We start from the raw sequence: 24,630 nt of genomic DNA on the forward strand, positions 1-24,630 counted from the left end.
TCCTCAGATGCGCCTGGCGCCGAAGGGAAAAACTGGCCACCTGTCTCTCGCGTAGAGTAATATGCGCGGCGCGCGGGTCAATCGGACGATGGTCCTATAAGAATGGGCGACGGATGCGCCCGAGCCGGCTTCACCCCGGTACGCGATGCCCAGCCAGCTGTGGGGTACTCGAAACAACCGCGCGCAGCGCCACCATCACGATTGCTTTCTGGTCGCTCCGGGGTGAACGGCTGGCTAAGGCAGATCGAGAGTCACTTGTTCTGAGTCGACGGATAGAGACCGGCAAGCCGCGCGATCAGGACACCAACGTAAAACACGCCTGCAAACTCTTCGATCATCACAAATGAGCGGGCGTGGTTGGTCAATGGGATGACATCCCCGTAACCAGTGGTCGTAAGCGTCGTGAGGCTAAAATATAATAGTCTGAAAAAAGTGCCGGGCTGTGTGAAATCGAGGCGGCCAGGACCGAATGAGCCAGCGCTGGATCTCTCAATCACCGTGTAGATGAAGGCCCAGACGATGGCCAGCATGATGTAGCCGGCAAGCGCACCGTGCAGCTTGTCGGCCGTAATTTGCCCGCGCTTGAGAATATAGCGGAGCACTCCGCTAATGGCGACTGCAAGAGACGCGGCATAAGATATCCCGGCAAGGTCCAGAATCGCGATGCTCTCAGTCCACAACGCCGCCCATTGAAGGACAACGCCAAGCAGCGCCAAACATAGTTTGAAGATGAACCCCTGCCGAGTCTGCCTGGTGGCAAAAGCGCCCACTAGCAGTACGGTCGAAAACAGAATGCCGAGCAGCGTGCGAGCGACTATGCCCTCCTCAAGATAGGGAGACAGGATGATCAAGCCAAGTAAGAGTAGCAATAGATAGGTGCAGGGCCCATGGCCTATTATCAACCGAGCTAAATCCTCGTCGGATTCGGCTTTATCCTGTGGGTTTGTCATACCAGTTTTCCCAGAGAACGAAACTAACCGCTCGCGACCTGACGTTGTACGGTTGGAATTTGATCTGGCTTTAGAAGAATGGGCAACCGGAAATTCTAGTCGCGAATGCGTTGAGAGGATTCTGCCATAGTGGGCGTCAGCCAACGGCTGAATGTTCCCAGGCTGGCGTAGAGCGACGATTGTTGTTTACCTCGCGGCAAGATGAGTCGGTTGCCGTCGCGTACGCAGTCATTCGCGTTGGCCGACGCGTGTTCGGCGTTGGGCGGCACACAACAGCGTTTCGCGACATTGCCTGCTTTGCCGCGAAACGCGAAGCGCGAAACGCGAAGCGCTAGCAAAGCTCCGCCAGAGAACCAGAATCTGGGGATCGGCGGTCCGGAAGAGCTAGAAACTCATTGCAAACCCGAAGGACACGCCGTGCACGTTGTGTCCGAACACGTATCGCACCATCGCGCGCGTGCGTGTGATGATGATGGGATACTTGCTGCTATCGAGTTCAAGCCCGACTCCCAACGACGTGAGGTCGTTGAAACCCAGCACGCCGGCGCTGTCGCCAAAATAGTGCGAATAAGCCGCTTCGAGCACATAGCGGATCGGCCGGTCCAGCGCGTGCCAGCCGGTAGGCGCACGCCAGCGTGTCCACAGGCTCACCTGTTGCGCCATGGCTGAACCCTGGACGGCCTCCGACGAACCGCCGAAGCTGCGCAGGTAGATGTCAGTCGCGCGCAATTCGGCATCGATTTCGTAGTTTTCGCGGTAGTGCTCGTAATCAAGCATCAGCGAGCCACCGTAGCCGTACGCGTCCAGAGAGCCATTCTCGAGAAACTGTAGGTTGCTGTCGGTAACGTGATTGAAGATCGACTGCCCCACCTTCAGATCGCTGGAGACACGTCCAACCGTACCGTTCAGGATCGGACGGAACACCAGTTCATCGGTGATCCGGAAATCCCAGCCGATGCCGACCGTACCACTGAAGGTGTTCCATTTGGTCGGTACCGCACGCTGCTCGGTGCCATCCGTCGCGATGAATATCGGATCGTAGCGGCTGTAGGCGAGTGTGCCCTCCACGTACAACGGAAAGGATTTGCTGATCGTGAAGCCACCGCCAAACTGTGTCTGACCAAAACCGGGATTACCGGTGGCGCCGTTATTGACTGACAGATTACTGGTAGTAACGTCGGGGACTGTCGTATAGGTCATGATCGCGAGCACGGCGTCGGCATGCTGCTTGACATTGCCGCCGATCACGGCCTTGCTCGTCAATTGGCCCGGCGCAGCCTGCGCATCCGCCGGGCAAGGCAGCATGGCGAAAGCCAGAGCGGCGCACGCCACGATGCGCGGCAGCACCAATGCATCTGGATCGCGGGCATTGTCAAGCGACCTTGCCATTTGTCCGCGCGCCTGGAAGCTGCGACATAGAGTACCGAGCGCACATGACCCACCCCTGTCAGTTAGGTCTTTTGTTCACCTTCCATGAGGCCGACATTCCGTGGCTGCCCAACACTTTCGAACAATCGATCCGGCGCGTACCGACCGTTTCATCGTTCGCAGCACTCGGAATGGGTTACACCCAGGCCCCCACAATTGTATCGCTGAACGCGACGACATATTTCGGCGCAACTCCACCGCAGCCGTTGATGAGGATGAGCAACCAGCGTGACCGTCCCAAGTCGGTTGATGACGCAACGAGCATATGGCAGTGGACCAGGTCATTGAGTGTGCGTGTGAGCTCTGAGGTGACGCTCTATGGCCACACACTGGCCACACACCGGAGGACACGGTCAGCCCGAACATCGCGAGCCTCCGCCGGATGCCGAACTTCCTGTGCGATGCACAACGGTCCTTCGGCTTCCTATCTGAGATCGGTCGAATCGCCGCAATTTGCGGACGTTTGCAAGCGCCAAATTGAAGCGCAGGGCAAGTTCAAATAACATCTCGTTCGAAATTGCCAAAGGCGGCTAGTTCGAGCGGTTCCCACGTGAAGGCCTGTCCGACCGTGATGCACTTTTCGTTTGAAACGGACGACAGAAACAGACCGTACCCCTCGCGTACACAGTCATCGGCAAGGTGCCCCATCGGATCTGCATACGGAAACTGATGCACGTTCCATATCACGTGTTCGCGGCAAGAATCCGTTTTGTGCAGCGCAGCCAAATGAGCGAGTAGTATCTGATGAAAGCCGTCCTCCATATGCGCAAGAATGAGGCCGCTTTTTTTATGGTAAAGAAAGTGGCCGGTTAGCCCCGAACGTACGTCGTCCAATACATCCGCAAGCTGATCCGCATAAGCGAAGCGCGCGTGCCTCCAGAGATAGCGGTCTAAACCCTTTTGGGCGGGTCGACCAGCGGCTCAGACAGCACAGTGGTTAGTGCTTGCTGGGATGTGCGACAACGCCCGCCGCCCGGCGCGCAGCTTCCTGCACGCCCCGCACGGCTGCAGCAACGATCAGCCCCGTGAACACCATGCCGATCAGGCCCAGCAATATCGCATCGATCCGGCCAAACGTTGAGGTAGGGACGACGTCGCCGTACCCGATGGTCAGCGCCGTGATCGCGCAGAAGTACAAGGTTTCCTCCATCGTCGAAGGCGTTCGCTTCACCGTCTCCACGGGGTTCCCCATGTAATACATTGCGACCGTCAGCAGCACAAACAGCACCAGAAGGCCAGCCAGGATTGCACGCAGGTACCAAAGGGTCCGGCCTGATTCCCGCAAAATCTCACGTGTCCCCAGGCGGACGACCGCGTCGCTTGTCGCATTTCCCATTGCAGGTACCTCCTACATTGTGCTCACCCCGTTACACGTGTGTGAACGTGAGTCCCACCCCGCTTTCGGCATCACATCAGCAGGGACTCCAATGATTGCGTTGGGCTGAGGCTCGGCTGCGCGCAGCGTCATCGCGCGCGGTGGCTTCGCTCGAAAATCAGCAACATCAGACAGGCGTAGACCGTGACGGCCACAAAGAGTCCCATACGGACCGCGAACGCCGTGTAGACGTCCTTTCCCGCCGCGCTGTCCTGCACCGATTGGCCCAGCAGAATGATCATGGTGACGAGGCTGTTCAGCCAGAAACCCGGTGAGTAACGCGTTGTGCTGATGCGATAGAGCTTGCGACCCACCAACAGGCCAAACAGCAGCATCCAAAGGAAGAACATCCACAGGTCCACAAAGAGCCTGAGGGCAAACCAGAACACGATCGCCAGCAAGCCACCGAGCAACGTGGAGCCAATCAGGTCGCGCGCTGCGCTACGAGCCGTCGTGGTGCAGCTTTGTCGACCGAGGCTGACGGACTTCATGATGATCGGCATGTAGCTCGCGGGATCTGTGATGGCGAGCAGATATGCTGGCATGACCACGAGTGCGGCGCGCAGCGCGATGCGCGCAGCCTGCCCGTCGGGCATGGCCTGAGCGGCAGGATGTGGTCCCGTGCTCACGCGCTCGGGAAACAGCATGTGAGCCAATCCTGCCACCAGCACGGCTAGCACAAGGCCCTTCACCAGCGCGCCAACAACCGTCACGGCCAACTGAAAGTCAGCGGTCCCGGCAGCGGAGATCATCGTCAGGCCGGCCACCAGAAAGGTCGAGACCAGATTATTCCCGCCGCGCAGCCCATAGCGAAACGCGAGGAAGAGCATGAGGCCGACCAGCATCACGCCAGCGAATGCATAGTGGCGAAGCAACGGGACAAGGAGCAGGCCGCTGCCCGTGGTCAAAGCCACGATCAGCGCGAACGCTACGCCGGCCTTGAACGACAGCGGGCGGTTTTGCGTCGCGAGAAGAAAGACGGCGAACACTGGCGCGATGACGGGGACCGACAGGTCCAGCGCGAAGCTGATCGTCAGGCAAAGTGCCGTCCCTGTGGCAACGCGTAGCGTACGTGGACCGAGAAGCTGAAGCCTGTGTTCCATAGATGCAGTAGTTAGCCATTCAGTAAAGGTATGAGACCCAGCTCATCACGCACAGAAACAGGCGACCCGGCGGATTGAGCGGATTATCCGGATCTGGAAAGGCCATCACCTCTGCCTGCCCGCCGACACGAACGTTGTGAAGGCGCGCCCTCTCACCCGCTTCGAACTCGACGATTACCGGAAAGCGTTGTGCGGGGCGCAGCCAGTCGCGGCTGTTCTGTACGGTGGGCAGACCGCCGGGCGGTGCGCTCTGCCCCACGCTCACGCCATATCCGATACTGCGAAGCCGTCCCTCGAAAACTTCGCCCGGGAGCGCGTCCAGCGCAATCGCCACGGGCGTGCCGGGCCGTAGATGCCCCAGGTTGTTTTCGGTCATATCCGCACTGACCCACACGTCGCGGATTGCAATCAGCGTCATGACCGGATTGCCCGCTGCTGCGAACTGGCCGACCTCCGTGCGCAGATCCGTGATGACGCCACCTGAGCGCGCCCTGATTTGCGTATTGGCAAGATCGAGCACAGCCTTTTCGAGCGCTGCGGCCGCGGCGCGCAGCTGCGCGTTCTCCTCCCCATTCCCGCCCTGCTGCTCGCGAGCGCGTTCCACTTCGGCACGCGCGGCGGCAACCTGGCTCTGGGCCTGCTCGTGCGTCGCTCGCGCCACTTCGAGGCGCCGCAGGGAGATGGTCCCCTCATCTTCGCGATACAGCCTTTCGAGACGCTCGCTGTCCTGACGCGCCTTGACTTCATTCGCGACGGCCGCGCGCAGCGATGCGAGCGCCGAATCGACCCCGGCCGTGCTCGCGCCGACCTGTCGGCGCGTCGTATCGAGGTCGGCCCGCGCGCGATCGACAGCGATCCGGTATTGCCCGCTATCGACCTCGAAGAGCACGTCGCCCGGTTTGACTTCCTGGTTGTTATGCACGAGGACGCGGGTCACACGCCCCGATACTTCCGCCGCGACGGATACGACGTAAGCCTGAACGCGTGCCTGTTGCGTATAAGGGGTGAAGCGATCGGCGAACAGATACCAGATCAGGCTGACGACGATCACGCAGACGACCCACTTCACCGCTTTGCCCGACGGGTCGGCGGCAGGCGCCGGCGGCTTCGGCGGCGTGACGGCGGCGGGCTCAGGCTTGTCGCTCATCGGGACGAACCTTCAGGCGAGCTGGCGGTGGCGGATGGAGGATTCGAATCGTTCAGCAGGCCGCCCCAGTCCGTGCGCTGCTGCATCTGCTGGCGCGTCGCGGGATCGACGAGCGGCTGTTCCGAGTACCAGCCTCCTCCGAGAGCCTTGTAGAGCGCAATCAGACTGCCCACCGCGTTGCCGCGGTTGACGATGTACGCGTCCTGTTGCGCGAACAGGGCACGCTGCGCGTCGAGGACCCGCTGGAAGTCCGAGTACCCTTCCCGGTAGATCGTATTGGCGAGCTTGAGCGAGCGCTGCGCGGCCCCTTGCGCGTCGTTCAGGATCGTGTCGCGCTGCAACGCAGCGATGATTGTTGTGGCGGCGTCGTCGGCCTCGCGGGCCGCTTCGCGCACGGTGTTCTGGTAGGCGACAGTCAGCTCCTGCAGCCGGGCGTCCTGCACGCGCACGTTGTTGGTTATCTTGCCGTGGTCGAACAGGTTCCACGTGACGCTCGGGCCGCCGACCAGGGCCAGCGTGCTCGGTGCGCCGGTGAGCGAACTGGCGCTCCAGACAAGGGAGCCCAGCAACGACACGGACGGGTAAAAATCGGCCTCCGCCACGCCGATGAGCGCGGACTGCACGGCCATCTGCAATTCGGCCGCGCGTACATCCGGGCGGCGCAGCAAAAGATCTGCCGGGACATCCTGCAGCACGGCCCGATCCACGAGCGGCACCACTTCCTCTTTGCCCGCTTGCACATTCAGTTCCGGCAATGGTCCGGGTGGCCGTCCGATCAGCACGGATAACGCATGATGCGCGAGCACGATCTGGCTCTCGAAATCGGGAATGCTGCTCAGCGTGCCGAGATACTGCGTCTTTGCCTGCTGGAGGTCGAGTTCATCGGTCTCACCGCTTTTGAAGAGCTCTAGCGCGATCTCATAGCTGCGCTTTTGCAACTGGGCGTTCTCGCGCGCAATGCGCAGGCGCGCCTCGGCGGTGCGTAGCGTGAAATAGGTATCGGCGACCTGTGCGTGCAGCAGGACCAACGCGTCATCCCGGTTGGCTTGCGCCGCGAAAAACGCGGCATTGGCAGATTCGATTGCGCGGCTGAAGCGCCCCCAGAAATCCAGCTCCCAGCCGACACTGAAGCCCGCCCCGTACTGCCAGAAGCCGCCTGAGCGCGGGTTGAATCCATCCGAGCGTTTGCGCACCGAGTACAGGACGTCGGCATTGGCCTGTTGCACCTGCGGATAGCGGCCCGCGATCGCGATGCCCAGTTGGGCGCGCGCCTCAAGCACACGCAGGCCGGCAATCTTCACATCGCCGTTGTTGGCATCGGCCTGTGCGATCAGACTCTCGAGGTTTTGGTCCGCGAATACCTGCCACCATTGCCGGATGTCAGGCTGTGTTGCTTGCTGTGTGACCTGCTCGATTGACGTGCTGCTCCAGTGCTCGCTCCAGGACTCATGCTGCGGTTGAAAGTCCGGGCCAACACGCATGCATCCGCTCAGACAGACGGCCGCGATCAGCAGCCAGTGTGCGCGCGCGTTTTGGGCCGCGACGGACACGGATTGGCCCGGCATTCTCACCTCCGTTGTTCTTCTTTTAACCGCTCGGGCTTTGCCTGATCTTTTACCCAACGCCAGAACAGTTCGTAGCCGACTGCAAGCATCACGGGACCGATGAACAGACCGATGACACCACCTGTGACCATACCCCCGAGTGCGCCGATCAGCACCACAGGCATGGGAACAGCGACGCCACGGCCGAGCAGCAATGGCTTGAGCACGTTATCCGCAAGTCCCGCGACGAACACATACACCGAGAAAATGATCGTCATTGCGCTCACACCCTGAGTGGCAATGACGAAGACGATCACGGGCACCGTGATCAGCGTGGCCGGCAACTGCATGATGCCGATAAGCAGCACCGCGAGCGCAAGCAGCCCCGCACCGGGAACCCCCATGACCACGAAGCCGATACCGATCAACAGCATCTGGATGAAGGCGATCCCGACCACGCCCTGGGCAACCGCGCGAATGGTGGCCGTGCAAAGATCGGTGATCTGCGGGCCATTCTCAGGGCCGGAGATGCGTGAGGCAATCTGCACCGCGCTGGCGTGGCCTTTCTCGCCGTACGTCATCAGGATGCCCGCAATAATCAGGGCGACGAAGAATAGCAGCAGCCCTGCGCCGAGGCCGGTAACCGTTCCTAGCAGGGCGAGACCGGTATCCTTGAGCTGTGGCGCAAACTTCATTACAAGACCCGTGAGGTCGATAGAGGCCTGCTGCCAGAAGTCGTACACACGCTGGCCAATCAACGGCCAGCTGGCCACCGAGTCGGCGGGTGGTGGAATGCTGAAGCTGCCGCTTTTGAAAATGGTCATCGCATGGTCGATCGACTCGGCCACCGCGACCCCCAGCAGATAGGTCGGCACGAGGATGACGCCAAACGCGATGAGGATGATGAGCGTGGCGGTCAGGCCATCCTTGTTGCCGAGCCTACGCCGGAGTCTGACGTGAAGCGGATACAGCGTGATCGCGAGGATCAACGCCCACACCATGAGGTTCAGGAACGGGAAGAATATCCGGAAACAGAAAATGGCCAGAACAGCAACGAGTCCAGCACGGATCAGTACATCGAGCAATTCTCTGGACAACGCCCGTTGGGTAATCGGTGTCAGCAGCATAACTTCTCTCCCGGCAGGACGGCTGCGCACGTGCTGGAATCAGGCCTCGATAGTCTTGTGTTGCGGTGCCGGCGTCAGATGTCGAGCTTGCTGACCTTCGTGCCTTCGAAGCTAAGATTGGCCATCAGGCCGGAGTTCGTCAGCACGAAACCGACGGTCGGCGCACCCGTCGTGCCGGTGTCGAGCTGGCTTCGAAGCGAGGCGCGTCAATCTGTACGTCGTGGCGGGAAACGTGTCGGCTCAGGGAAATGTGACGAAGCGGGCTCAAGATCGAAGGTAACGGCACACCGGCCGAAGGGACCATGGCCGTCAACAGGCCCGTTGACGTTCTCACGGCAATCTCCGAACAAAAGTACCTCGGGTTAAGAATAGGCCTGGCGCACGCCGGCAGGTATTGGACCTTGGTTCAATGTCACGGGAAGCGACAATCAATGAACTAAGGACTGTGCGAATTTCTCAGGGGTTGCGTGTTCGCGTCACGTGCCTTGTCACGTCGCGGCGGCGCTAGTGACAACCTCGCCGTTTATCCGGCGTTTTGTCGTCTGGAAATGGACGCATCCGCTCCCGCTTTCCCGCCGCGGAAACACTGCCCGCATCGGCAACGCTCGCGCCTCAGTGAACGGGTCGCAACGGGGACCCCATTCGCGGAATCACTGCGGCCGCTCGCGCCCGGATTCTTACCGCGGACGAAGTCGTTTTATGTGGATTGGCTGCGCGGTCGTACCCGTTCATTTGTTCATCGATGACAAATTCTGCGACTCTCATCTCGTCCATCGCGTTACCGTCCACGTCGGACCACTCACGCATCGTGCGATTGACCTTGGTTAGTGCCGCGACAGCAAGTAGTACTGCATCCGTCTCGGTGATCTTGCCTTCAAGATCATCTGCTTCGTAATCCGCAACACGTAGAGCCGCGTCGATTAGATTGCTGTCGTCAATTAAGTCCGTCAATACCGAGCGAACCACTGTGAGGCAAGCATTTTTGCGTGCAAGTGCGATATCTGTCATGAGACTCTCCAGCGTCGGGATGACTGGTTAGCGTACTTTGGCGTCCGCGTCGTTGAACGAAGCGAACGCTACTGCACCCATCACTGCGACAACCACGGCAACGGCGATACCAGCTGCAAACACAATTTACTCCGCATTCTCACACCTGCATACCGGATGTACCGCGCGCGCTCACATGCCAGATTTCAGTGCGCGTGGGCATGCGCCTCTATCCGACCTTCATCTCGTTCTGCAACGGCTGACTCTTTGCGAGCGCCGAGACGCTTTCGAGCGTGGTCTCGCAGATGGTCGTCAATGCCTCATGCGTCAGATAGCCCCGATGTCCAGTAACAATGACGTTCAGAAATGACACGAGGCGTTGAAAGACGTCATCGGTGACGATCTCGCCGGAGAGATCGAGAAAAAAAAGATTGGCCTCCTGTTCGTACACGTCGATTCCAAGCCCGCCGAGCTGCCCGGTCTTCAACGCGTCGATCGCGGCCTCCGTATCGAGCAGCCCGCCGCGGCTCGTGTTGATCAGTAACGCGCCCGGCCTCGCGCGTTTGAGCGTTTCCGATTTTATGAGGTGGTATGTCGCGGGAGTGAGCGGACAATGCAGCGAAATGATGTCGGCTTTCTCTCCAATCTCGCCCCGCTTTGCATAGCTCAGACCGAGCGCCTCGAATTCCGCCGACGGTTGCAGATCGAAACCAATCACTTTGCAGTCGAAGCCGAGCATGATCTTCGCGAACACGCGGCCAAACTTGCCCGTTCCGACCACCGCAACCGTCTTGCCGCAAAGGTCGAAACCAGTCAGACCGTCGAGCGAAAGGTTCGAATCGCGGGTGCGATTGTAGGCACGGTGCACCTTGCGGTTCTAGATCGCTCTATCACGGACATCGCTTTCCAGCGGTGGTCATCAGTCGTGCCGTTCGCTGGTATTTCCGGTATCATTTGAGCTTGCGTGACATTGAAGAGTTGCTGTTCGAGCGCGGCATCGCGGTGAGTTATGAAACCGTGCGCCGCTGGTGCGATAAATTCGACGCCTGGTTCTCGCATCGGGTCAAGGCTGTCCGGCGAAAACCAGGCAATACATGGCATCTCGATGAGTTTTTCGTGGCGCTGCGCGGTGAACCTTATGTGCTGTGGCGAGCCGTCGACGAGCAGGGCGTCGAACTCGATATCCTGTTGCAGAAGAAGCGCGACACGTCCGGGGCGAACGATTCTCCAAGCGTGTGCTTCGTTCGTGCCCGGTGCCGCGCAAGATCGTCGCTGACCAGCTGCGCAATTATCCGGCCGCGAAGTCCAGAATCCCCGAGCTGGCAAACGTCAGGCACGTGTTCGTCAAGGCTGCAGCCCGCGTGAACAATCGGGCCGAAAATAGCCATCAACCTACGCGTGAACGTGAGCGGCGCTTGCGCGGGTTTCGCGACCCAAAGCGCGCCCGGGCGTTTCTCTCGAACTTCGGACCGATCCGGCAACACTTCGCAATCAAGCGACATTAGCTGCGCGCGTCTCTCTACCGCAAACGGCTGGATCGGCGTTTTCACGCATGGCATCGTTTCACCGAGCTTACCCAAAATCCGTCCGGCTTTTAAGGAAACCTCCGTTCGCCACACTACCGCGGCGCGAACAATTTAACGTGACAAAGCCCTTTGAATGCCAGGCTCTCAACAACGAACGCTCAGAACAGTCGACACGTCACTTTCGTCGAAATACATGCGGTCAAGCGGGAGTGTTATCCCGAAAATTGAAGCTGGTCGCCGCCCTCTTGCGCCCCAGAATTCAACCCGTCCAAAGTGGTTCACAACGATTACCTCACTCGCGCCGCCCTGCAGATAGCCTGCTATCCGGCGGTCGATGTCCTGCACCCTGTCGCTATCGAGAAGCACTTCAACGCAGAGGTCGGGCACAAACGGCACTGGGTCGTCGCGGTCGAAGCTTTCCCACTTGTCACACGGCATCCACACGACGTCCGGGACCCTGATGCCAAATGACCGGGTCGAAATGGCCACCGACATTGCTGCGCCATGACCCATGTGTTCGGCGAGGTGACAGTAGACATCTGTGAGCACTATCTGGCGCCTGGCAGACGGGGAAGGATTCAGAACAGGCTCGCCGAGTTCGTCCAGTTCATACCGGTAACGCTCGACAAATTCTGTATTCGGAGTGACGCGACACCAGGCGGCGAGCAGATCGTCACGGTCCAGAAAAGCAGGCGTGGCCATAGTCCAGAGTCATCTCGCGGGGAAGTGGCTTAAGCGTAAACCCTCCCCGGACGATTTGACAATTAGTTTGTTATTGTGCGACGCACAAATCTAACGGTATTAACGAGGCTCTCGGCATACGATTTTCCGCGCTGGCAGTGTTATTCGGTACGCTTCATGCCGTATATTGCGGGCAATCGAGGCCCGATATTCACCCAGATTCTGAGATTTATTGTGCAGCGCAGCGACGGGAGCGCAGACTGTAATTCGCGCGTCTCGTTTTGATGCTTTACGATTGCAAACAAAGCATCGAGCGCCACAGTGCAGCTCGAACACTCGGCGCCCGCTCGCAAATGGTTGCGGTGGGGCGTACCGGAACTGGCGCACGTGCCTGGTTGCACGCGCCGCCGCTATCTGCCCTGCGCGGGATGTGGTGCATGCCTTCCAGGCATAGACTTCAAAAAGTCGGTGGGCCACCGTCTTCCTCCAGTGACAGGGGTTTAAGGAAAGCTGCGAGCCAGCCTCGTACCGCATGTGCCGTATCGGCCGAAGATAGGAAACCCAACATGAAACTTGACGACGCCACTTTCCGGCAACTGCGCCGTCTCGCTCCTGTACTCGACGACTTGCTGAACGCGGGTGAGGTAGAGCATGCCGACCAGGCGGTACATCTTGCTGCATTGGCGCAACTTTGCTCACATGTGTTCGAGGCGTATCAGCGTCAGCATCCTGATGAGACGGCCCAGGCGCGTCTCGACGCAATCGAGTCGCAATAGCCACGCGCCGTCCTGGTCGTAGGACTCGTTCCTAGGTCGACACTGGAACCCGCAGGCGTTGAGTGTTGTGGAAGCTGAACTGGAACGCCGACATCGCCCCGCCGAAAAAACAAACCGGCAAGTCGAAAGCGCAAAAATCGTAACGCCATGTTCGACGAAAAACGTCGAACGCCCGAGAGGAACCAGGCAGGGCCTAGTGCCGCGTACGGTCTGGCAAGGACTGCAGCAAAGCGGTGACGTCCATCTCTTCATGCAGTTCCGGCCAGTACAACTGCTGGCGGTCCAAAGAGATGGCAAAACACCCTCGCTCCGCTGTTGTGGCTGCCTGCAGCGCAGGAAACCAGCCCAACGGAAATTCAACGGCCTGACCGTCGGACAGGTCGAGAAACAGGTGTCCGCTGTCGAAATGCACGCTTACCGCCCCGCTGTCCATGGCCGTCTCCTTGATGAGAAGCAACTTAAAGATAGGTCGCCGCGAGACGCCAAACAAGGAAGAATGCCGGAACGCGGCGCCGCGACCAAAGTGATTGAGCTCTTCATTTTTCAAGACCATGTCGCGGCCCAGTACCCATTGCGCTAACTTCCGCGCGCACTGGTATCCATGTCCAGCCGTTGCTGAAAGGTCGACGGGACGAGGAGCTCGTCAACGCACCTTGCGACCGTTGCTGAAAGTGCGAAGGCAGTTGCCGCGCGGCAATAGCCCCTTTGTCCGCTGTTCCGACCAGGTCCTGGCAATCATGCCGGCGCCCTTAAAACAGGGTCGAATGACGACGCTGTTGATTCGCGCGTCTTCGCCCACATGTGCTGGGCTTGCTTAACTGCTGCGGGCAAGCCGATAGACATGACCAAACCTCAATTTGACGAGCGCGCAAGCGCGCGGCCCGACTTGCTATGTTTACTGGTGGCGATTGCAGCTGCATCCTACGCGCTGACCAACGAATGGCGAGTGGACCACATTGTTGAGTGCTGCCGTCGATGGCTCAAGAAAAATGGGCTGAAGATGGACTGGCTCGACCGGGTCCGCATCGGTCAACTCGCTCTGAAGATTGCCAGCAAGGACTTGCTGGAGGCGGGCGTCGCAGTCCGGCTGTCCAGCGTGAACGCTCTCTTCACCAGCGAGATGGAACTCAACGAGTCAAGCACAATGGTCCAGAGGATGATGGCACTTTGCCACGACGCGCTCTGAACACGTTCGAGCTCACGCCCGTAGCAACAGCTTTCATGTCGCGGGCAACAGCGACAGCGCTGCTCCGCTCCGAAATCTCTATCACGTTGGGAAAAGCGGCCGCAGTTGCCTGTACAGATTTCGGAACGATGCCGGCCGTTCCAGTGACCGTCGTGCCCACCCGCTTTCGCCTTCAACTGCGCAACATCTCATGCTCGCGCTGCTTTCTATGTTCGTGGCGAATATCGGTGCCGCGAACAACATAGACGACGGATTCAGCAATGTTGGTCGCATGGTCGCCGATGCGTTCGATGGCCTTTGCAATGAACAGGTAGTCCAGTCCCCTCGAGATTGCACGAGGGTCTTCCATCATGTATGTCACGAGCTTTCGCACAAAAGCGCGAAACTCGTTATCGATGGCTTCGTCATCCCGGATAATCTGTTCTGCGGAAGTCGTATCCATGCGTGCGAACGCGTCCAAAGCCCGGCGAAGAACGTTTGAAGCCATTTCGCCCGAAACCTTGATTTCAGCAATGTTGATGTCCCGCGCGTCGGAACACGTCGCAATGCGACGGGTTCGCTTCGCAATCTTGCGCGCCTCGTCGCCCGCACGTTCAAGATTGGTGACGCATTTTGAAGCCGCCATCAGGAGGCGCAGGTCACGGGCGGCCGGTTGTCGACGGGCGATAACATTGCTAATCTCTTCATCGATTTCTATTTCCATCGCATTGAGACGGCGTTCACCCTCGACGACGCGTTCGACAAGTTCCATGTCGAACGTATTCAACGCGTCTATCGCGTGCGTAATCTGTGACTCCACGAGGCCGCCCATTCCGAGCAGCCGCGTTGAAAGCAGAGAGAGGTCAGCATCAAACCGACTTGAGAGATGTTTGTCCGGCATTTATCTTCTCCTCAACCGACGCGGCCGGTGTCGTAATTTTAAGCTGCCCGCTGTGTCGAGTTCGACAGAATCTGTTCGGGCTGCACCAATCCCGACATGCTCGTCGAAGTGTATGAATGCCGTCCGTTCCGTGAAGCCGCCGCCGAATACATCGATGCGTTGCCTCGAACACCGCTAATGGCATACGCCAAGGTATGCGTGAGGGGTTTCAGCCGCTACGCGGCGGCATCTTGGAGCCAGGCGGCGGATTTCGACATCCCGGCCGAGCGTGGGCTCTCCGGCGGCCCTGCCTGCCTCCGTCCAGGCCGCAAGGAGCGTCAACCTCAACCGTTTAGCCGTCAGTTAAAAACAGTATATACCGTATTATTGATGTGCAAAAATCCGATGCACGGCACCACGCCACTCTTCCGAAATGGAGTGAGCGGTCATCCCAATGGCTCAAAGCATGCCCGACTTGGATGGCGCGTCTCCTCAAACAACGCGCGTAGTGCTCCATGCCGAAGCTGGTGGCAGTAACAGGCTATGCCAATGACGCGAGCAGATTTCAGACGGACGGACGTGTGTTTGACCTTCACCTCACCAAACCACTGTGGCTGGACGACCTCGGGGATGTCTTGTTGTGCTCGTAGAGCATATGCGTCCGGGCGTGTGCAGTCGTATGTCAGTGCAAATATCACTGCTCCAACATCAGCGATGTGCGTGAAGCTTCGAAAAACCCGGTAGGTTCGGTCGACGACCGATATCCGGCTTATGCCGGCGTGTGTCGGTTTTGAGTATTCCGTGAGCCAGCGCCGCAACGGTTCCCTAACCACTCAACTCGTTGTCTTCGTCCGCTGGATCGCCGGTGTCGACACCACAGACGTCCGTACGGAAGTTTGATGCCGCGATTCACATACATGACGCAAGGCTAACGGACGGGCGAAATTGGCCCGTCATTTCGGCGGCCCAATTCCCATGTTCAAACATCAAAAATCGCGATAGAGGGTTCCGGCTTACCCGTTCCGATAGCCTGATTGCTGAGGCATACCGGCACCCTGCGCCCCCCTTTGCATTTCGCATCGCTAACTTTCCGCAGGCCGTTGAAAGAAGGCGGCTCGCCTGGTAAGGCGGGCACGCTCATCCTTACGCGACTGAATTCGAGGCCGGTAGCGCAAACTGACCTGATACCCCACGACTTCCAGAAGCACGCGCAACGCCTTCGAGAAGACCGGACCGGCTCGATGACGCAATACTGTTCGAATGAACTTGTCAGCGACCTACTTTCCGGCAACAGCAGACGCTGCAATACATCATATAAATGTGACGCCGACTTTGGAGCGACAGACGTTTTCGAATGAGGGGTAAACCGGGTTTCTTCAGGCGTGGTGTTTCCTGTATCTTTTTTCTTACGTTTCGAAAGACATACTGAACATCTGACTAATTGCCTTCTCGGCAGAGGGCCGGGCGGCACCTTTTGCACTGCGTGCCATTCGTCAGAAAAGCTATAGAACTGAGAGAAAACATTGTGAAAATCGCGACCAAAGCAGGCGCCTGGGTGAGCCCCTACACGCCTCAAAACCTTGACACTGCGATTACGCATCTTGAGCGGGTCCTGTGTGCGGACGGTGCCGATTCGTTGTTCGCACAAACTTACTGGCGCGGTCGGGTTCTTCAGGCGTACGCAACGCCCGGGCTCTTGCGAAGGCAACGGGAACGGCTACAGCGACTGCTTGACCGGCTCGCCAGCGCTCCGGCAGATCCCAGGCGCCGGATGCAGGCCGCCCGAGAATGCTCGCCCCACTTGGCGGGCGTCCGATGGGCGCAGGCCTGGAACGGCTGACTTGTTTCACACAAGCAGATGACACGGGGCTGCATGTCTTCGGGTCGGACATAACCATCGCAGTAGGCACGCATTGCAACCCGAATAACAATTCGCAAGCCCAGACAATGGTTTCCCCGGGAACAGGAAAGCTTTTCCAACTCGCGTCCGCACGCGTGCAGCGCAACTTTTTGAATTTTCAACACCGAGTCAATGACTCTTTTTAACTTCCTTGGAATCAGATAATGCAGACGGGCAAAGTAAAGTGGTTCAACGATGCAAAGGGCTTCGGTTTCATCGCTCCGGACGATGGTGGTGAAGACCTGTTTGCCCATTTTTCCGAAGTGAAGTCGGAAGGCTTCAAGTCTCTTAGCGACGGGCAAAAGGTCAGCTTCGAGGTCAAGCTGGGACCAAAGGGCAAGCAGGCCGCAAACATTCAGCCGCTCTAGGAACATGCCGCAAGCCGGTAGCCAAGGCTTAAAGCGCCAGGCGCCTCTCCTGTGTGCGGAAAGGACCGCCATCGTTGTCGTGTCCGCAGATGGTCCACTCGACCAGGCATCCGGGAAACTGCAACCCCGGCAGGAGTAGCTGACCTGCTTATCAAGCGAAGAAACTGAAATGCAGACGCATACCGGATGCGTCTGCCGCAGAAAGCTGGCGCAGATATGTCGGTGCCCCAAATTCTCGATGGGACGTCCCACTATTGTCGTAAGGCGTACATGGAAGTTGAAGTCTACAAAGGGTATGCCATTTGGGGGCACGCCATCCGAGAGCATGGAGATATCCTGCAGTCGGAGCGATATGCTGGCAGAGGGACAATCACAAAAGGCTCGAAATTCGTCGAAGCCTCAGGTGTTCTTGGAAGCTTTGAGACCGAAGTAGATGCTCAGGTCGCTGGACTTACGTGGGCGCACGGTGGATAGATAGTCACCGGTAGTCACGACCAAGTCGGCGAAAACCCCGATGCTTAGCAAGTTTCGTTATACGGGTCCGTCGCGCATAGCGCTTCGTTCCCCTATGACCTATCCGTACGAAGCCCTGCACTCTCCTGCGGGCGTGTCGCCCGAAAGAGTCTCATCCAACGTATGGCTTTATATGTCGATGAAACTCTTTGATTGAAGGCGAAGTAAGTTGTCGCTCATGGAAAGCCGCATTGAAGTTGACAACGCGATGTGCGAGTCGTTCTTCGGCACACTCGAAGCCGAACTGCTCTGTCGCGAACACTTCGCTACCCACGAACAGGCACGGCGGCGTCTGTTCTCGTTTCTGGAGAGCTGGTACAACATACGCCGCGTGCACAGCAGCATCGGCTACTGTTCGCCGCTCGAGTTCGAAAACCTGCATGCGCAAGATCAAAGCTTATTGCCGCGCGGGTTGCCCACCGCCGGGGCAGCGCCGTGGTCGTGACAGGCAACCCGCCGCCCGACCGTGGACAACCCGCGATTCAACCTTATCGGGAGGTGCCACACCGCATTAAACTCAACTGCAAATCTATCCGTCGAACCGGGTCAACTTCAAACAGTGACGATGGAGCGCTCGATCGTTTGCAGGGGCAGCACACGTGGTATCGGGGATGAAAGGCCTCTCGCGCTTATTGTCCAGAATGAGTCGTTGAAAGACGCGCGCCAGGCTGGTCGGCCTTACTCACAAAGCGATTGCATGGAAGCGCGTCGCTGGCTTACAGGCGTCTCTCTTTTCTAGGCGGGCGACCTCCAACGTCGGATCGTCGTCCTTGAACGTGCCTTGGTAAATCTGATGCTTTACCCTGCCTGGAGCAGGTGTTACTCGGTTCTAACTCAATTTCTCAGGCATTTCGCCTTTCTGCCGACCGGTATATCGTCGTGCCAATGCCTCGTATAGTGGCGGCGCAAACAGTTTCGACACCTGACTTGAAACCAGTGCTGTCGCCATCAGCGAGAGCACTAGCGCGTGACCGTTGATCATTTCGATCACGATGACGAATGCCGTTATCGGACTTTGTGTCACCGCGGCCAGATATCCGACCATGCCCAGAGCAATCAGCATCGATAACTGCATTTGCCCGAAAACCAGATGCAGCGCGTTACCAATGCCCGCGCCAATTGCGAGAGAAGGCGCAAACAGACCGCCGGGTGCCCCGGGCAGGTAGGAGCCGACCATTGTCGCCATCTTGAGCAGCGGGTAGCTCGCTCCGAGTTGCGAATCGCCTTCGAGCATTCCGCGCGCTTCCACGTAACCGCTGCCGAACGTATGGCCTGCTGTAGCCACGCCGATTGCAGCAATGACAAGTCCGCACACAGCGCCGAACACCACAGGACGCGTTTGTCGCAACGCCAGGAGCCATCCGGGCATCCAGCGATCGGTGTTCAGCAACAGCCAGCAGAACGAGCCACCCGCCACGCCGGTCACGGCGCCCAGCATCACGACAGCAACGGCGAGCAGATCGGGAAAATGACCGTCGATTTGGATAGTGCCGAAATACGTGTAGTTGCCCTGGAGCCCTAGCGAAACCACGCCGGCAAAGATAATCGCGGTAATCAGCACGCCGCTGCTCTTCTGCTCGAAGCTGCGCGTCAGTTCTTCGATCGCGAAGACCACGCCGGCAAGCGGCGCATTGAATGCCGCGGACAGTCCGGCCGCGGCGCCTGCCAGAGCCAGATTGCGCTCGAGCGCCGCGCCCCGCACGGCAAGGAGGCGCGCAGGATAAAACCGCCGCAAGCTGAACATGAGCGCGGCGCCCACGTGAATCGTCGGGCCCTCCCGGCCGATCGTGAATCCACCCAGAATCGACAGAAAAGACACGATGATCTTGCCCACCAGGATGCGAATGGTCAGCAGCCGCGGTCCAAGTTCGCGGCCGTCATGCAGCGTCGCGATAACCTGTGGAATGCCGCTGCCCTCGGCACCTACGAAATAACGACGTGTGATCCAGACACTGAATGCGCCAATTGCGGGCGTGAGCAGAAGGGGCAGCCACCGGTAAGTTGTCGTGTAGCGCACAAAGGTGCCATAGCCGAAATCGATCAGCCGCGCGTACATGACGGCGACGAGCCCCGTGGCGATTGCACCGAGCCAGAAAACTCCATAGTGCAGCCAGAGACGCCGGCCACGCATAATCGTGCGCCGGTCCAACAGTCCGCGAATGAGCATTGAAAGACCGTTCCATCAATTCAAATTAAGGCACATTGTGACATACATGCCTCTCTTGCCTCCGATTGATGAATGAGGACGACGTGGGCGCTATTGCCCGGTATTGCCAAATACCCAGCTGAAGGAGCCGTACTGCTCCTTGTGCTGAGCAGCCAGCTTGAGCAGACAGCGCTCCCCCTTTGGCGTGAGATGCACCTGAACCTGGCGGCGATCATTCTCGTCAGCCTTGCGGATGACGAGTCCGGCGGATTCGCATCGCGAGACAAGCGCGGCGGTGCCATTGGGCGCCGCCTGCAGCCGTTCGGCGAGTTCACCGACGGTGGCCCACTGCCGCCCAGCGAAACCGCGCACGTGAAGCATCAGCTGATACTGAAGCGTTGTGATACCCGCCGCGCTGGCGATTTCTTCCGACACGCGCAGAAACTTGCGTAGCTCGTAGCGGAAGACGGACATCGCTTCAAGATCGTGTTTGGCCGGAAGGTCTTTTCTGGTTTGCGCGTTCGAACTCATTCGAAATCCTGCTGGTTGGTCAGTCACTCGGCGACGCGCTGCGGTACCTCAAGTGCGCAGCCTGCATCGTTCGCGAATCATACACAGGGCGAAGTCAGCCAGGACAAGGTGAATCCGGCCTTTCATCGCGCCTTCTTTTTTCTATAATTCTCATGCTCAAAGTTGGCGAATTGTTGGTATTAGTCGCCATTTCGTTAGATCAATTCTGCCTTCGTCGAGGAGGTGGTCATGCAATACGATGAATAGAAAGTACAGGACTTCATGGCGCGCATGGTTGGCGAGTTCGGCGCGGTTGCATCGGCACCGTTGATTGCGCTAGGCGACCGGCTTGGCCTGTATAAAGCAATGACTGAACAGGGTTGGATGACGTCGGAACAGCTCGCCGAACGCACGGGTCTCGCGCCGCGATATGTTCGTGAATGGCTTGCCGCGCAGGCCGCCTCGGGCTTTATCCGCTACGACGCGTCGACCGCACAGTACCAGCTTGAAAACGAAATGGCGATGTGCTTCGCCGAAGAAACGAGTCCAACGTTCATTCCCGGCTTCTGCGACTGCGCGGAAGCGATGTTTCGCAGTTTGCCTAAACTGGAATCTGCCTTTCGCACGGGGCTCGGAGTCGGATGGCACCAGCATCATCCGTCACTGTTCAAGGGAACCGAACGGTTCTTCCGCCCGGGCTATGCAGCCCATCTGATCAGCGACTGGATACCGGCGCTGGACGGTGTCGAACCACGTCTCAAAGCACAAGGCGCGAGAGTCGCAGATGTCGGTTGCGGTCACGGCGCTTCGACGATTCTGATGGCGCAGGCCTATCCGGACGCAACGTTCGTCGGCTTCGACTACCACGAACCGTCTGTCCAGCGGGCGTGGGAAGCGGCACAGGAAGCCGGAGTGAGCGATCGGGTAACGTTCGACGTGGCGAGCGCACAGCAATTTCCCGGGAAAGATTATGACCTGGTCGCGTTTTTTGATTGTCTTCATGACATGGGCGATCCGACGGGTGCTGCCGCGCATGTGTTGCATTCGTTGAAGCCAGGTGGCACGTGGATGATCGTCGAGCCTTTCGCGAACGACAGGCTGGAGGACAATCTGAATCCGGTCGGGCGTGTGTTTTGCTCGGCGTCCACAATGATCTGTACGGGAGCCTCGCTCGCGCAGGAAGGGCAAATGGCATTGGGCGCACAGGCTGGCGAAACACGACTCAGGAACGTGGTCACTGCGGGCGGTTTCACCCGGTTCACGCGGGCAACGCAGACGCCGTTCAATCTGGTCTTCCAGGCTCAGGCCTGATCCATATCGTTTCTGCTGATTGCTTCGTTCCGGACGTGGCGCACGCTGCGAGGATGAGCCTGATCCGGCTGACAGGATTTGACGTATCACCATCCGGATTTCCGCTCAGGTCGACAGCGGTCGTTCAACGCGCCCAGTCGATGGTCAGATTCAGAGCGAACCCTGAACTGCGAAATAGGCGCTGCGAGCCGTGACTGCGGACCGGAGCCAGAAGCAGCCAGCGCATCTGCGCCACCACACAGTCCTGTCGCTTCTGCTCAGTCGGCGCCGTACCTCATCGCGACGCCTTCGCAAAATGGGACGCGCATGATTTAGCAAAGCGTGCGCTATCTTTACTTTAACCAGCTTCCCGCTTGATCCACGTCTACTCCGCTCGCTTTCAGTTCGCGGCCTTCGATGTCGGCCTGTCCGTTCCAGCTTGCCGACCTCAGCCGCACATACCCAGTTCGTCGACGTCTTCATTGATATCGACAGCCGGCATGCAACCTGGAATATGCCCACCCCTTCAGTCATCGCCTCCTTCCTGCCGTTACCCGTCACGCTTTTCGGGGCGCGTTGATTGAAGACTCTGTCGAAAGTCTCCGGAGTCTATTGCAACTACAAACCGCTCAATATCGACTTGTCGTCGGAGAGGGTCGTAGCTCACCCATCGCGCGTCGACGAGTTGGGCAATTCGCTCGGCAATTTCGCGCTGCTCGCCAGCTTCACTCGTTTCCCATAGCGCTCTGACAACCGGAGCAATGGATATTATGTAAGGCGAGTTCTGCCGTGTCCCGCCGTCGACGCGCACGGTCCAGCTCACCCGTACACGATTGGTTCCCGTATCCCTGAAATCAGCGTCTGCCGGGAATCTGTCGAACAGAAAGGAACGAAGCCACGCGGCAAGGGTCATCGTGACCTCACGCTCAAGGGCGAACCGGGGCAGGCGGCATCCCCAGGTCGCGATGGATACAAATTTTCAATGTCTATCTCCAACTTTATAGCACATTGTGCCATATATGCTGTGCGCTGGTCTCTCTGGCTTGCACGGCGCTGCACAGGAAGCGTGAGGTCCGGCCTATCCGACGGAAATACGCCAGGCTTGATCCGGGCGCGGGCGCTGTACCAGACACTGGACCGATGTGGCGCGCACACGGCCCACTGAACCACGACGACGCCTCAACTTTTTTCACCGTGTATCCCTGTAAGAATTTCGGCGTGGGCCCGACTAAGCACGACGCAACCGAACCTGAAAGGACAAACAGCGTGGACGATACCAACTTTGCCTGTACGACATGTGGCCAGTGCTGCCACGATTTGCGCCTGCCACTGACAATCACCGAGGCGATCGATTGGCTAAAACGTGGGGGACAGCTGGAACTCCTCTGCGAAGCTATTCCATGGCCGGTCGAGCCGGAGCCCGACAATGCCCAGGCTGCGTACAAACGGGCGCGTTCGTCAGCCGTTATGAGCGGAACGTTACCGGTGCGCGTCTCGATCATTCTCGCTGCGGCGTTCGCTGGCGCGTGTCCCAATCTGCGCGCCGACATGCTCTGCGGTATTTACGATGAACGCCCGTTGGTCTGCAGAATCTATCCGGCGGAAATCAATCCCTTCGTAACCATGGTGCCGCAAAACAAGGCCTGTCCGCCGGAAGCGTGGCAAACAACGCCATTACAACGGCAAGGCGTCCTTGTCGATGCGTCGACCTATCAACTCGTCCAGCAGTCGCGTCTCGCCACGCAGTCAGAGACGCCGCTGCGGATCCAGATTTGCCGTGAGCTCGGACTCGATCATGCCGCGCTCGCGAACGAGGGGTTCGTCATTCACACACCGGACCGTGACGCCCTCCTGACCGCCCTGGAGCAGTGTTGCGCGTCACCGCTTCCCGATGACGAATCGGCGCAATGGACGTTTGTTTCCAATCGTTCCATGACTATGGAGGCGCTCGCGTCTGTCGGTGCGGTTGGCTATCCCGACCAGCGCACCGCAGATAAAGCTTTCAGATATCACGGGTTTTTCCCGTCGTCACTGGATAACGGCCAAACCTCCGTGGACAAACGTTAGGCCGCGAGCTTTGATACGCATCGTAAGAGGATCCGACCGATGTTGTACAGCAAGTCCGGTAACGTTCAATGGAGGCCTGGGCCGTCGACAGAAGCTACCCGGTCGCACGAACATGACCGAAACGAGCGACCGTTAATGGGTGGTCAACATGTCGCGCCGCGCGCCATGATCGGATCACCCAGAATTTCGGCAGCCTGAGCGAGGACTTCTGTCCGGTCAGCTTGCCCTTGTTCCAAGGCACTCGCGCCGGTTTTGCGGTTGCTTGCCGGTAGCCGGAAAGCGTATTGTTTGAACGCCTGTTTCCCGCGAGTCGAATTTCAGTTGCGGGTCGAGTGGTCGACTGGAGGCAACGACAGTTCTACCATAGGTTCGGCGTTCAAAAAACCAAGCCTATTTTTTTGATGCGGACAATTATTAATGGTAGCTTTTAATTTTTTCGTGGCTCTGCGGCGGCGAAATGAGCGGTGGGCCCGAGGTCGACCAGGATTGGAGAACGGAATGAAAAGACGGGTAGTGGGGCCGTGTATAACTGGTCCGATTACATCGCCAAGGACACCATCCCGAACTTCACCAGGCAGACCGGCGTCCAGGTCAAATACGACAACTACGACAGCGACGACACGCTGCAAGCCAAGCTCCTCACCGGCAATTCGGGCTACGACATCGTCGTGCCGACCAGCAACTACGCCGGCAAGCAGATCGCCGCCGGTATCTTCGCGCCGCTCGACAAATCCAAGCTGCCGAACCTGAAGTACCTCGATCCTTCGCTGATGGCGCTCGTCGCCGGCGCCGATCCGGGCAACAAGTTCACGGTGCCCTGGGCATACGGCACCACCGGCCTTGGCTACAACGTCACCAAGGCGCAGCAGATTCTCGGCAAGAACGTGCCGCTCGACAGCTGGGACGTCCTCTTCAAGCCGGAAAACATTTCGAAGCTGAAGGCTTGCGGCGTCTCCGTGCTCGACGCGCCGGACCAGATGTTCGCCGCCGCGCTGCACTACATCGGCAAGGATCCGATGAGCACGAACCCAGCCGACTACCGCGCCGCGCTTGAGATGATGAAGAAGATCCGCCCGTACATCACGCAGTTCAACTCGTCGGGCTATATCAACGACCTGGTCGGCGGCGACGTGTGTTTCGCGTACGG

21 protein-coding genes and 2 pseudogenes are annotated in these 24,630 nt (G+C 58.7%); 8 read left to right on the forward strand and 15 right to left on the reverse strand.

Features of this window, described 5'->3' with window-relative positions; all coding sequences use genetic code 11:
• Positions 1–251: 251 nt before the first annotated feature.
• From ACQKRQ_RS27665 to ACQKRQ_RS27710, 10 genes and pseudogenes are all read right to left on the reverse strand, one after another.
• Positions 252–950, reverse strand: coding sequence for an ion channel (locus ACQKRQ_RS27665; RefSeq protein WP_427480850.1), 699 nt, complete (start codon positions 948–950; stop codon positions 252–254).
• A 384-nt stretch (positions 951–1,334) separates the two neighbouring features.
• Complete coding sequence (locus ACQKRQ_RS27670; RefSeq protein ID WP_427480920.1) at positions 1,335–2,255, reverse strand: hypothetical protein; 921 nt, start codon at positions 2,253–2,255, stop codon at positions 1,335–1,337.
• A gap of 618 nt (positions 2,256–2,873) precedes the next feature.
• A complete protein-coding gene (locus tag ACQKRQ_RS27675; RefSeq protein ID WP_427480852.1) occupies positions 2,874–3,212 on the reverse strand; it encodes a hypothetical protein in 339 nt (112 codons plus the stop codon).
• A gap of 103 nt (positions 3,213–3,315) precedes the next feature.
• The gene (locus ACQKRQ_RS27680) at positions 3,316–3,714 is read right to left on the reverse strand and encodes a potassium channel family protein (protein WP_132380820.1); all 399 of its coding nucleotides are present in this window, start codon (positions 3,712–3,714) and stop codon (positions 3,316–3,318) included.
• Between the two features lie 128 nt (positions 3,715–3,842).
• The gene (locus tag ACQKRQ_RS27685) at positions 3,843–4,856 is read right to left on the reverse strand and encodes a DUF2955 domain-containing protein (protein WP_427480854.1); all 1,014 of its coding nucleotides are present in this window, start codon (positions 4,854–4,856) and stop codon (positions 3,843–3,845) included.
• Between the two features lie 19 nt (positions 4,857–4,875).
• On the reverse strand, positions 4,876–6,003 hold the full coding sequence (locus tag ACQKRQ_RS27690) for an HlyD family secretion protein (protein ID WP_427480856.1): 1,128 nt from the start codon (positions 6,001–6,003) through the stop codon (positions 4,876–4,878).
• On the reverse strand, positions 6,000–7,568 hold the full coding sequence (locus ACQKRQ_RS27695) for a TolC family protein (protein ID WP_427480858.1): 1,569 nt from the start codon (positions 7,566–7,568) through the stop codon (positions 6,000–6,002). Before ACQKRQ_RS27695 ends, ACQKRQ_RS27690 begins: the two co-directional genes overlap by 4 nt.
• Before the next feature lie 2 nt (positions 7,569–7,570).
• Positions 7,571–8,674 (reverse strand): AI-2E family transporter, encoded by a 1,104-nt coding sequence (locus ACQKRQ_RS27700; RefSeq protein WP_132380828.1) that lies wholly within the window; start codon positions 8,672–8,674, stop codon positions 7,571–7,573.
• A gap of 612 nt (positions 8,675–9,286) precedes the next feature.
• Positions 9,287–9,682 (reverse strand): hypothetical protein, encoded by a 396-nt coding sequence (locus tag ACQKRQ_RS27705; protein WP_427480860.1) that lies wholly within the window; start codon positions 9,680–9,682, stop codon positions 9,287–9,289.
• A gap of 208 nt (positions 9,683–9,890) precedes the next feature.
• Positions 9,891–10,538: pseudogene (locus ACQKRQ_RS27710) on the reverse strand (NAD(P)-dependent oxidoreductase); the annotation flags it as partial.
• Between the two features lie 35 nt (positions 10,539–10,573).
• Between ACQKRQ_RS27710 and ACQKRQ_RS27715 the strand changes: the two are divergent.
• Positions 10,574–11,259: pseudogene (locus ACQKRQ_RS27715) on the forward strand (IS6 family transposase).
• A 72-nt stretch (positions 11,260–11,331) separates the two neighbouring features.
• Here the strand turns inward: ACQKRQ_RS27715 and ACQKRQ_RS27720 are convergent.
• Positions 11,332–11,889 carry a Uma2 family endonuclease gene (locus ACQKRQ_RS27720; RefSeq protein WP_427480862.1) on the reverse strand — a complete coding sequence of 186 codons (558 nt, stop codon included), beginning with the start codon at positions 11,887–11,889 and terminating at the stop codon, positions 11,332–11,334.
• A 545-nt stretch (positions 11,890–12,434) separates the two neighbouring features.
• On the opposite strand from ACQKRQ_RS27720, the gene ACQKRQ_RS27725 reads away from it, so the two are divergent.
• Positions 12,435–12,644, forward strand: a complete 210-nt coding sequence (locus ACQKRQ_RS27725) for a hypothetical protein (protein WP_427480864.1) — start codon at positions 12,435–12,437, stop codon at positions 12,642–12,644.
• A 193-nt stretch (positions 12,645–12,837) separates the two neighbouring features.
• Here ACQKRQ_RS27725 and ACQKRQ_RS27730 read toward each other — a convergent pair whose 3' ends face one another.
• A complete protein-coding gene (locus ACQKRQ_RS27730; RefSeq protein WP_408183477.1) occupies positions 12,838–13,197 on the reverse strand; it encodes a DUF2442 domain-containing protein in 360 nt (119 codons plus the stop codon).
• Positions 13,198–13,485: 288 nt separating this feature from the next.
• On the opposite strand from ACQKRQ_RS27730, the gene ACQKRQ_RS27735 reads away from it, so the two are divergent.
• The gene (locus tag ACQKRQ_RS27735; protein ID WP_427480866.1) at positions 13,486–13,830 is read left to right on the forward strand and encodes a hypothetical protein; all 345 of its coding nucleotides are present in this window, start codon (positions 13,486–13,488) and stop codon (positions 13,828–13,830) included.
• 172 nt (positions 13,831–14,002) lie between these two features.
• On the opposite strand, the gene phoU is transcribed toward ACQKRQ_RS27735, so the two are convergent.
• Entirely contained in the window at positions 14,003–14,710 is a 708-nt protein-coding gene (gene phoU / locus ACQKRQ_RS27740; protein WP_427480868.1) for a phosphate signaling complex protein PhoU, read from the reverse strand.
• A gap of 2,043 nt (positions 14,711–16,753) precedes the next feature.
• Between phoU and ACQKRQ_RS27745 the strand changes: the two genes are divergently transcribed.
• Positions 16,754–16,957, forward strand: a complete 204-nt coding sequence (locus ACQKRQ_RS27745; RefSeq protein WP_132380842.1) for a cold-shock protein — start codon at positions 16,754–16,756, stop codon at positions 16,955–16,957.
• 691 nt (positions 16,958–17,648) lie between these two features.
• A complete protein-coding gene (locus tag ACQKRQ_RS27750; protein WP_427480922.1) occupies positions 17,649–17,915 on the forward strand; it encodes an IS3 family transposase in 267 nt (88 codons plus the stop codon).
• A gap of 384 nt (positions 17,916–18,299) precedes the next feature.
• Here the strand turns inward: ACQKRQ_RS27750 and ACQKRQ_RS27755 are convergent, their stop codons facing one another.
• Both ACQKRQ_RS27755 and ACQKRQ_RS27760 read right to left on the reverse strand, forming a co-directional pair.
• Positions 18,300–19,637: a chloride channel protein gene (locus ACQKRQ_RS27755; protein WP_427480871.1), complete on the reverse strand. Its 1,338-nt coding sequence runs from the start codon at positions 19,635–19,637 to the stop codon at positions 18,300–18,302.
• A 90-nt stretch (positions 19,638–19,727) separates the two neighbouring features.
• A complete protein-coding gene (locus tag ACQKRQ_RS27760; protein ID WP_427480873.1) occupies positions 19,728–20,147 on the reverse strand; it encodes a MarR family winged helix-turn-helix transcriptional regulator in 420 nt (139 codons plus the stop codon).
• A gap of 261 nt (positions 20,148–20,408) precedes the next feature.
• Between ACQKRQ_RS27760 and ACQKRQ_RS27765 the strand changes: the two genes are divergently transcribed.
• The 3 genes from ACQKRQ_RS27765 to ACQKRQ_RS27775 all read left to right on the forward strand — a co-directional run.
• Complete coding sequence (locus tag ACQKRQ_RS27765; protein ID WP_427480875.1) at positions 20,409–21,437, forward strand: class I SAM-dependent methyltransferase; 1,029 nt, start codon at positions 20,409–20,411, stop codon at positions 21,435–21,437.
• A gap of 1,245 nt (positions 21,438–22,682) precedes the next feature.
• On the forward strand, positions 22,683–23,483 hold the full coding sequence (locus tag ACQKRQ_RS27770) for a YkgJ family cysteine cluster protein (protein ID WP_427480877.1): 801 nt from the start codon (positions 22,683–22,685) through the stop codon (positions 23,481–23,483).
• A gap of 464 nt (positions 23,484–23,947) precedes the next feature.
• A partial coding sequence (locus tag ACQKRQ_RS27775) for an extracellular solute-binding protein (protein ID WP_427480879.1) occupies positions 23,948–24,630 on the forward strand: 683 nt, incomplete at its 3' end.

The sequence above is a fragment of the Paraburkholderia sp. NPDC080076 genome (genome assembly GCF_050281145.1).
Taxonomy (GTDB): Bacteria; Pseudomonadota; Gammaproteobacteria; order Burkholderiales; family Burkholderiaceae; genus Paraburkholderia.

Bases quoted from the DNA above. Each gene is read 5' to 3' on its own strand.
- ACQKRQ_RS27665 (WP_427480850.1), bottom strand. From the start codon at position 950: ATGACAAACCCACAGGATAAAGCCGAATCCGACGAGGATTTAGCTCGG.
- ACQKRQ_RS27670 (WP_427480920.1), bottom strand. From the start codon at position 2,255: ATGCTGCCTTGCCCGGCGGATGCGCAGGCTGCGCCGGGCCAATTGACG.
- ACQKRQ_RS27680 (WP_132380820.1), bottom strand. From the start codon at position 3,714: ATGGGAAATGCGACAAGCGACGCGGTCGTCCGCCTGGGGACACGTGAG.
- ACQKRQ_RS27685 (WP_427480854.1), bottom strand. From the start codon at position 4,856: ATGGAACACAGGCTTCAGCTTCTCGGTCCACGTACGCTACGCGTTGCC.
- ACQKRQ_RS27690 (WP_427480856.1), bottom strand. From the start codon at position 6,003: ATGAGCGACAAGCCTGAGCCCGCCGCCGTCACGCCGCCGAAGCCGCCG.
- ACQKRQ_RS27695 (WP_427480858.1), bottom strand. From the start codon at position 7,568: ATGCCGGGCCAATCCGTGTCCGTCGCGGCCCAAAACGCGCGCGCACAC.
- ACQKRQ_RS27700 (WP_132380828.1), bottom strand. From the start codon at position 8,674: ATGCTGCTGACACCGATTACCCAACGGGCGTTGTCCAGAGAATTGCTC.
- ACQKRQ_RS27705 (WP_427480860.1), bottom strand. From the start codon at position 9,682: ATGACAGATATCGCACTTGCACGCAAAAATGCTTGCCTCACAGTGGTT.
- ACQKRQ_RS27720 (WP_427480862.1), bottom strand. From the start codon at position 11,889: ATGGCCACGCCTGCTTTTCTGGACCGTGACGATCTGCTCGCCGCCTGG.
- ACQKRQ_RS27725 (WP_427480864.1), top strand. From the start codon at position 12,435: ATGAAACTTGACGACGCCACTTTCCGGCAACTGCGCCGTCTCGCTCCT.
- ACQKRQ_RS27730 (WP_408183477.1), bottom strand. From the start codon at position 13,197: ATGGTCTTGAAAAATGAAGAGCTCAATCACTTTGGTCGCGGCGCCGCG.
- ACQKRQ_RS27735 (WP_427480866.1), top strand. From the start codon at position 13,486: ATGACCAAACCTCAATTTGACGAGCGCGCAAGCGCGCGGCCCGACTTG.
- phoU (WP_427480868.1), bottom strand. From the start codon at position 14,710: ATGCCGGACAAACATCTCTCAAGTCGGTTTGATGCTGACCTCTCTCTG.
- ACQKRQ_RS27745 (WP_132380842.1), top strand. From the start codon at position 16,754: ATGCAGACGGGCAAAGTAAAGTGGTTCAACGATGCAAAGGGCTTCGGT.
- ACQKRQ_RS27750 (WP_427480922.1), top strand. From the start codon at position 17,649: ATGGAAAGCCGCATTGAAGTTGACAACGCGATGTGCGAGTCGTTCTTC.
- ACQKRQ_RS27755 (WP_427480871.1), bottom strand. From the start codon at position 19,637: ATGCTCATTCGCGGACTGTTGGACCGGCGCACGATTATGCGTGGCCGG.
- ACQKRQ_RS27760 (WP_427480873.1), bottom strand. From the start codon at position 20,147: ATGAGTTCGAACGCGCAAACCAGAAAAGACCTTCCGGCCAAACACGAT.
- ACQKRQ_RS27765 (WP_427480875.1), top strand. From the start codon at position 20,409: ATGGCGCGCATGGTTGGCGAGTTCGGCGCGGTTGCATCGGCACCGTTG.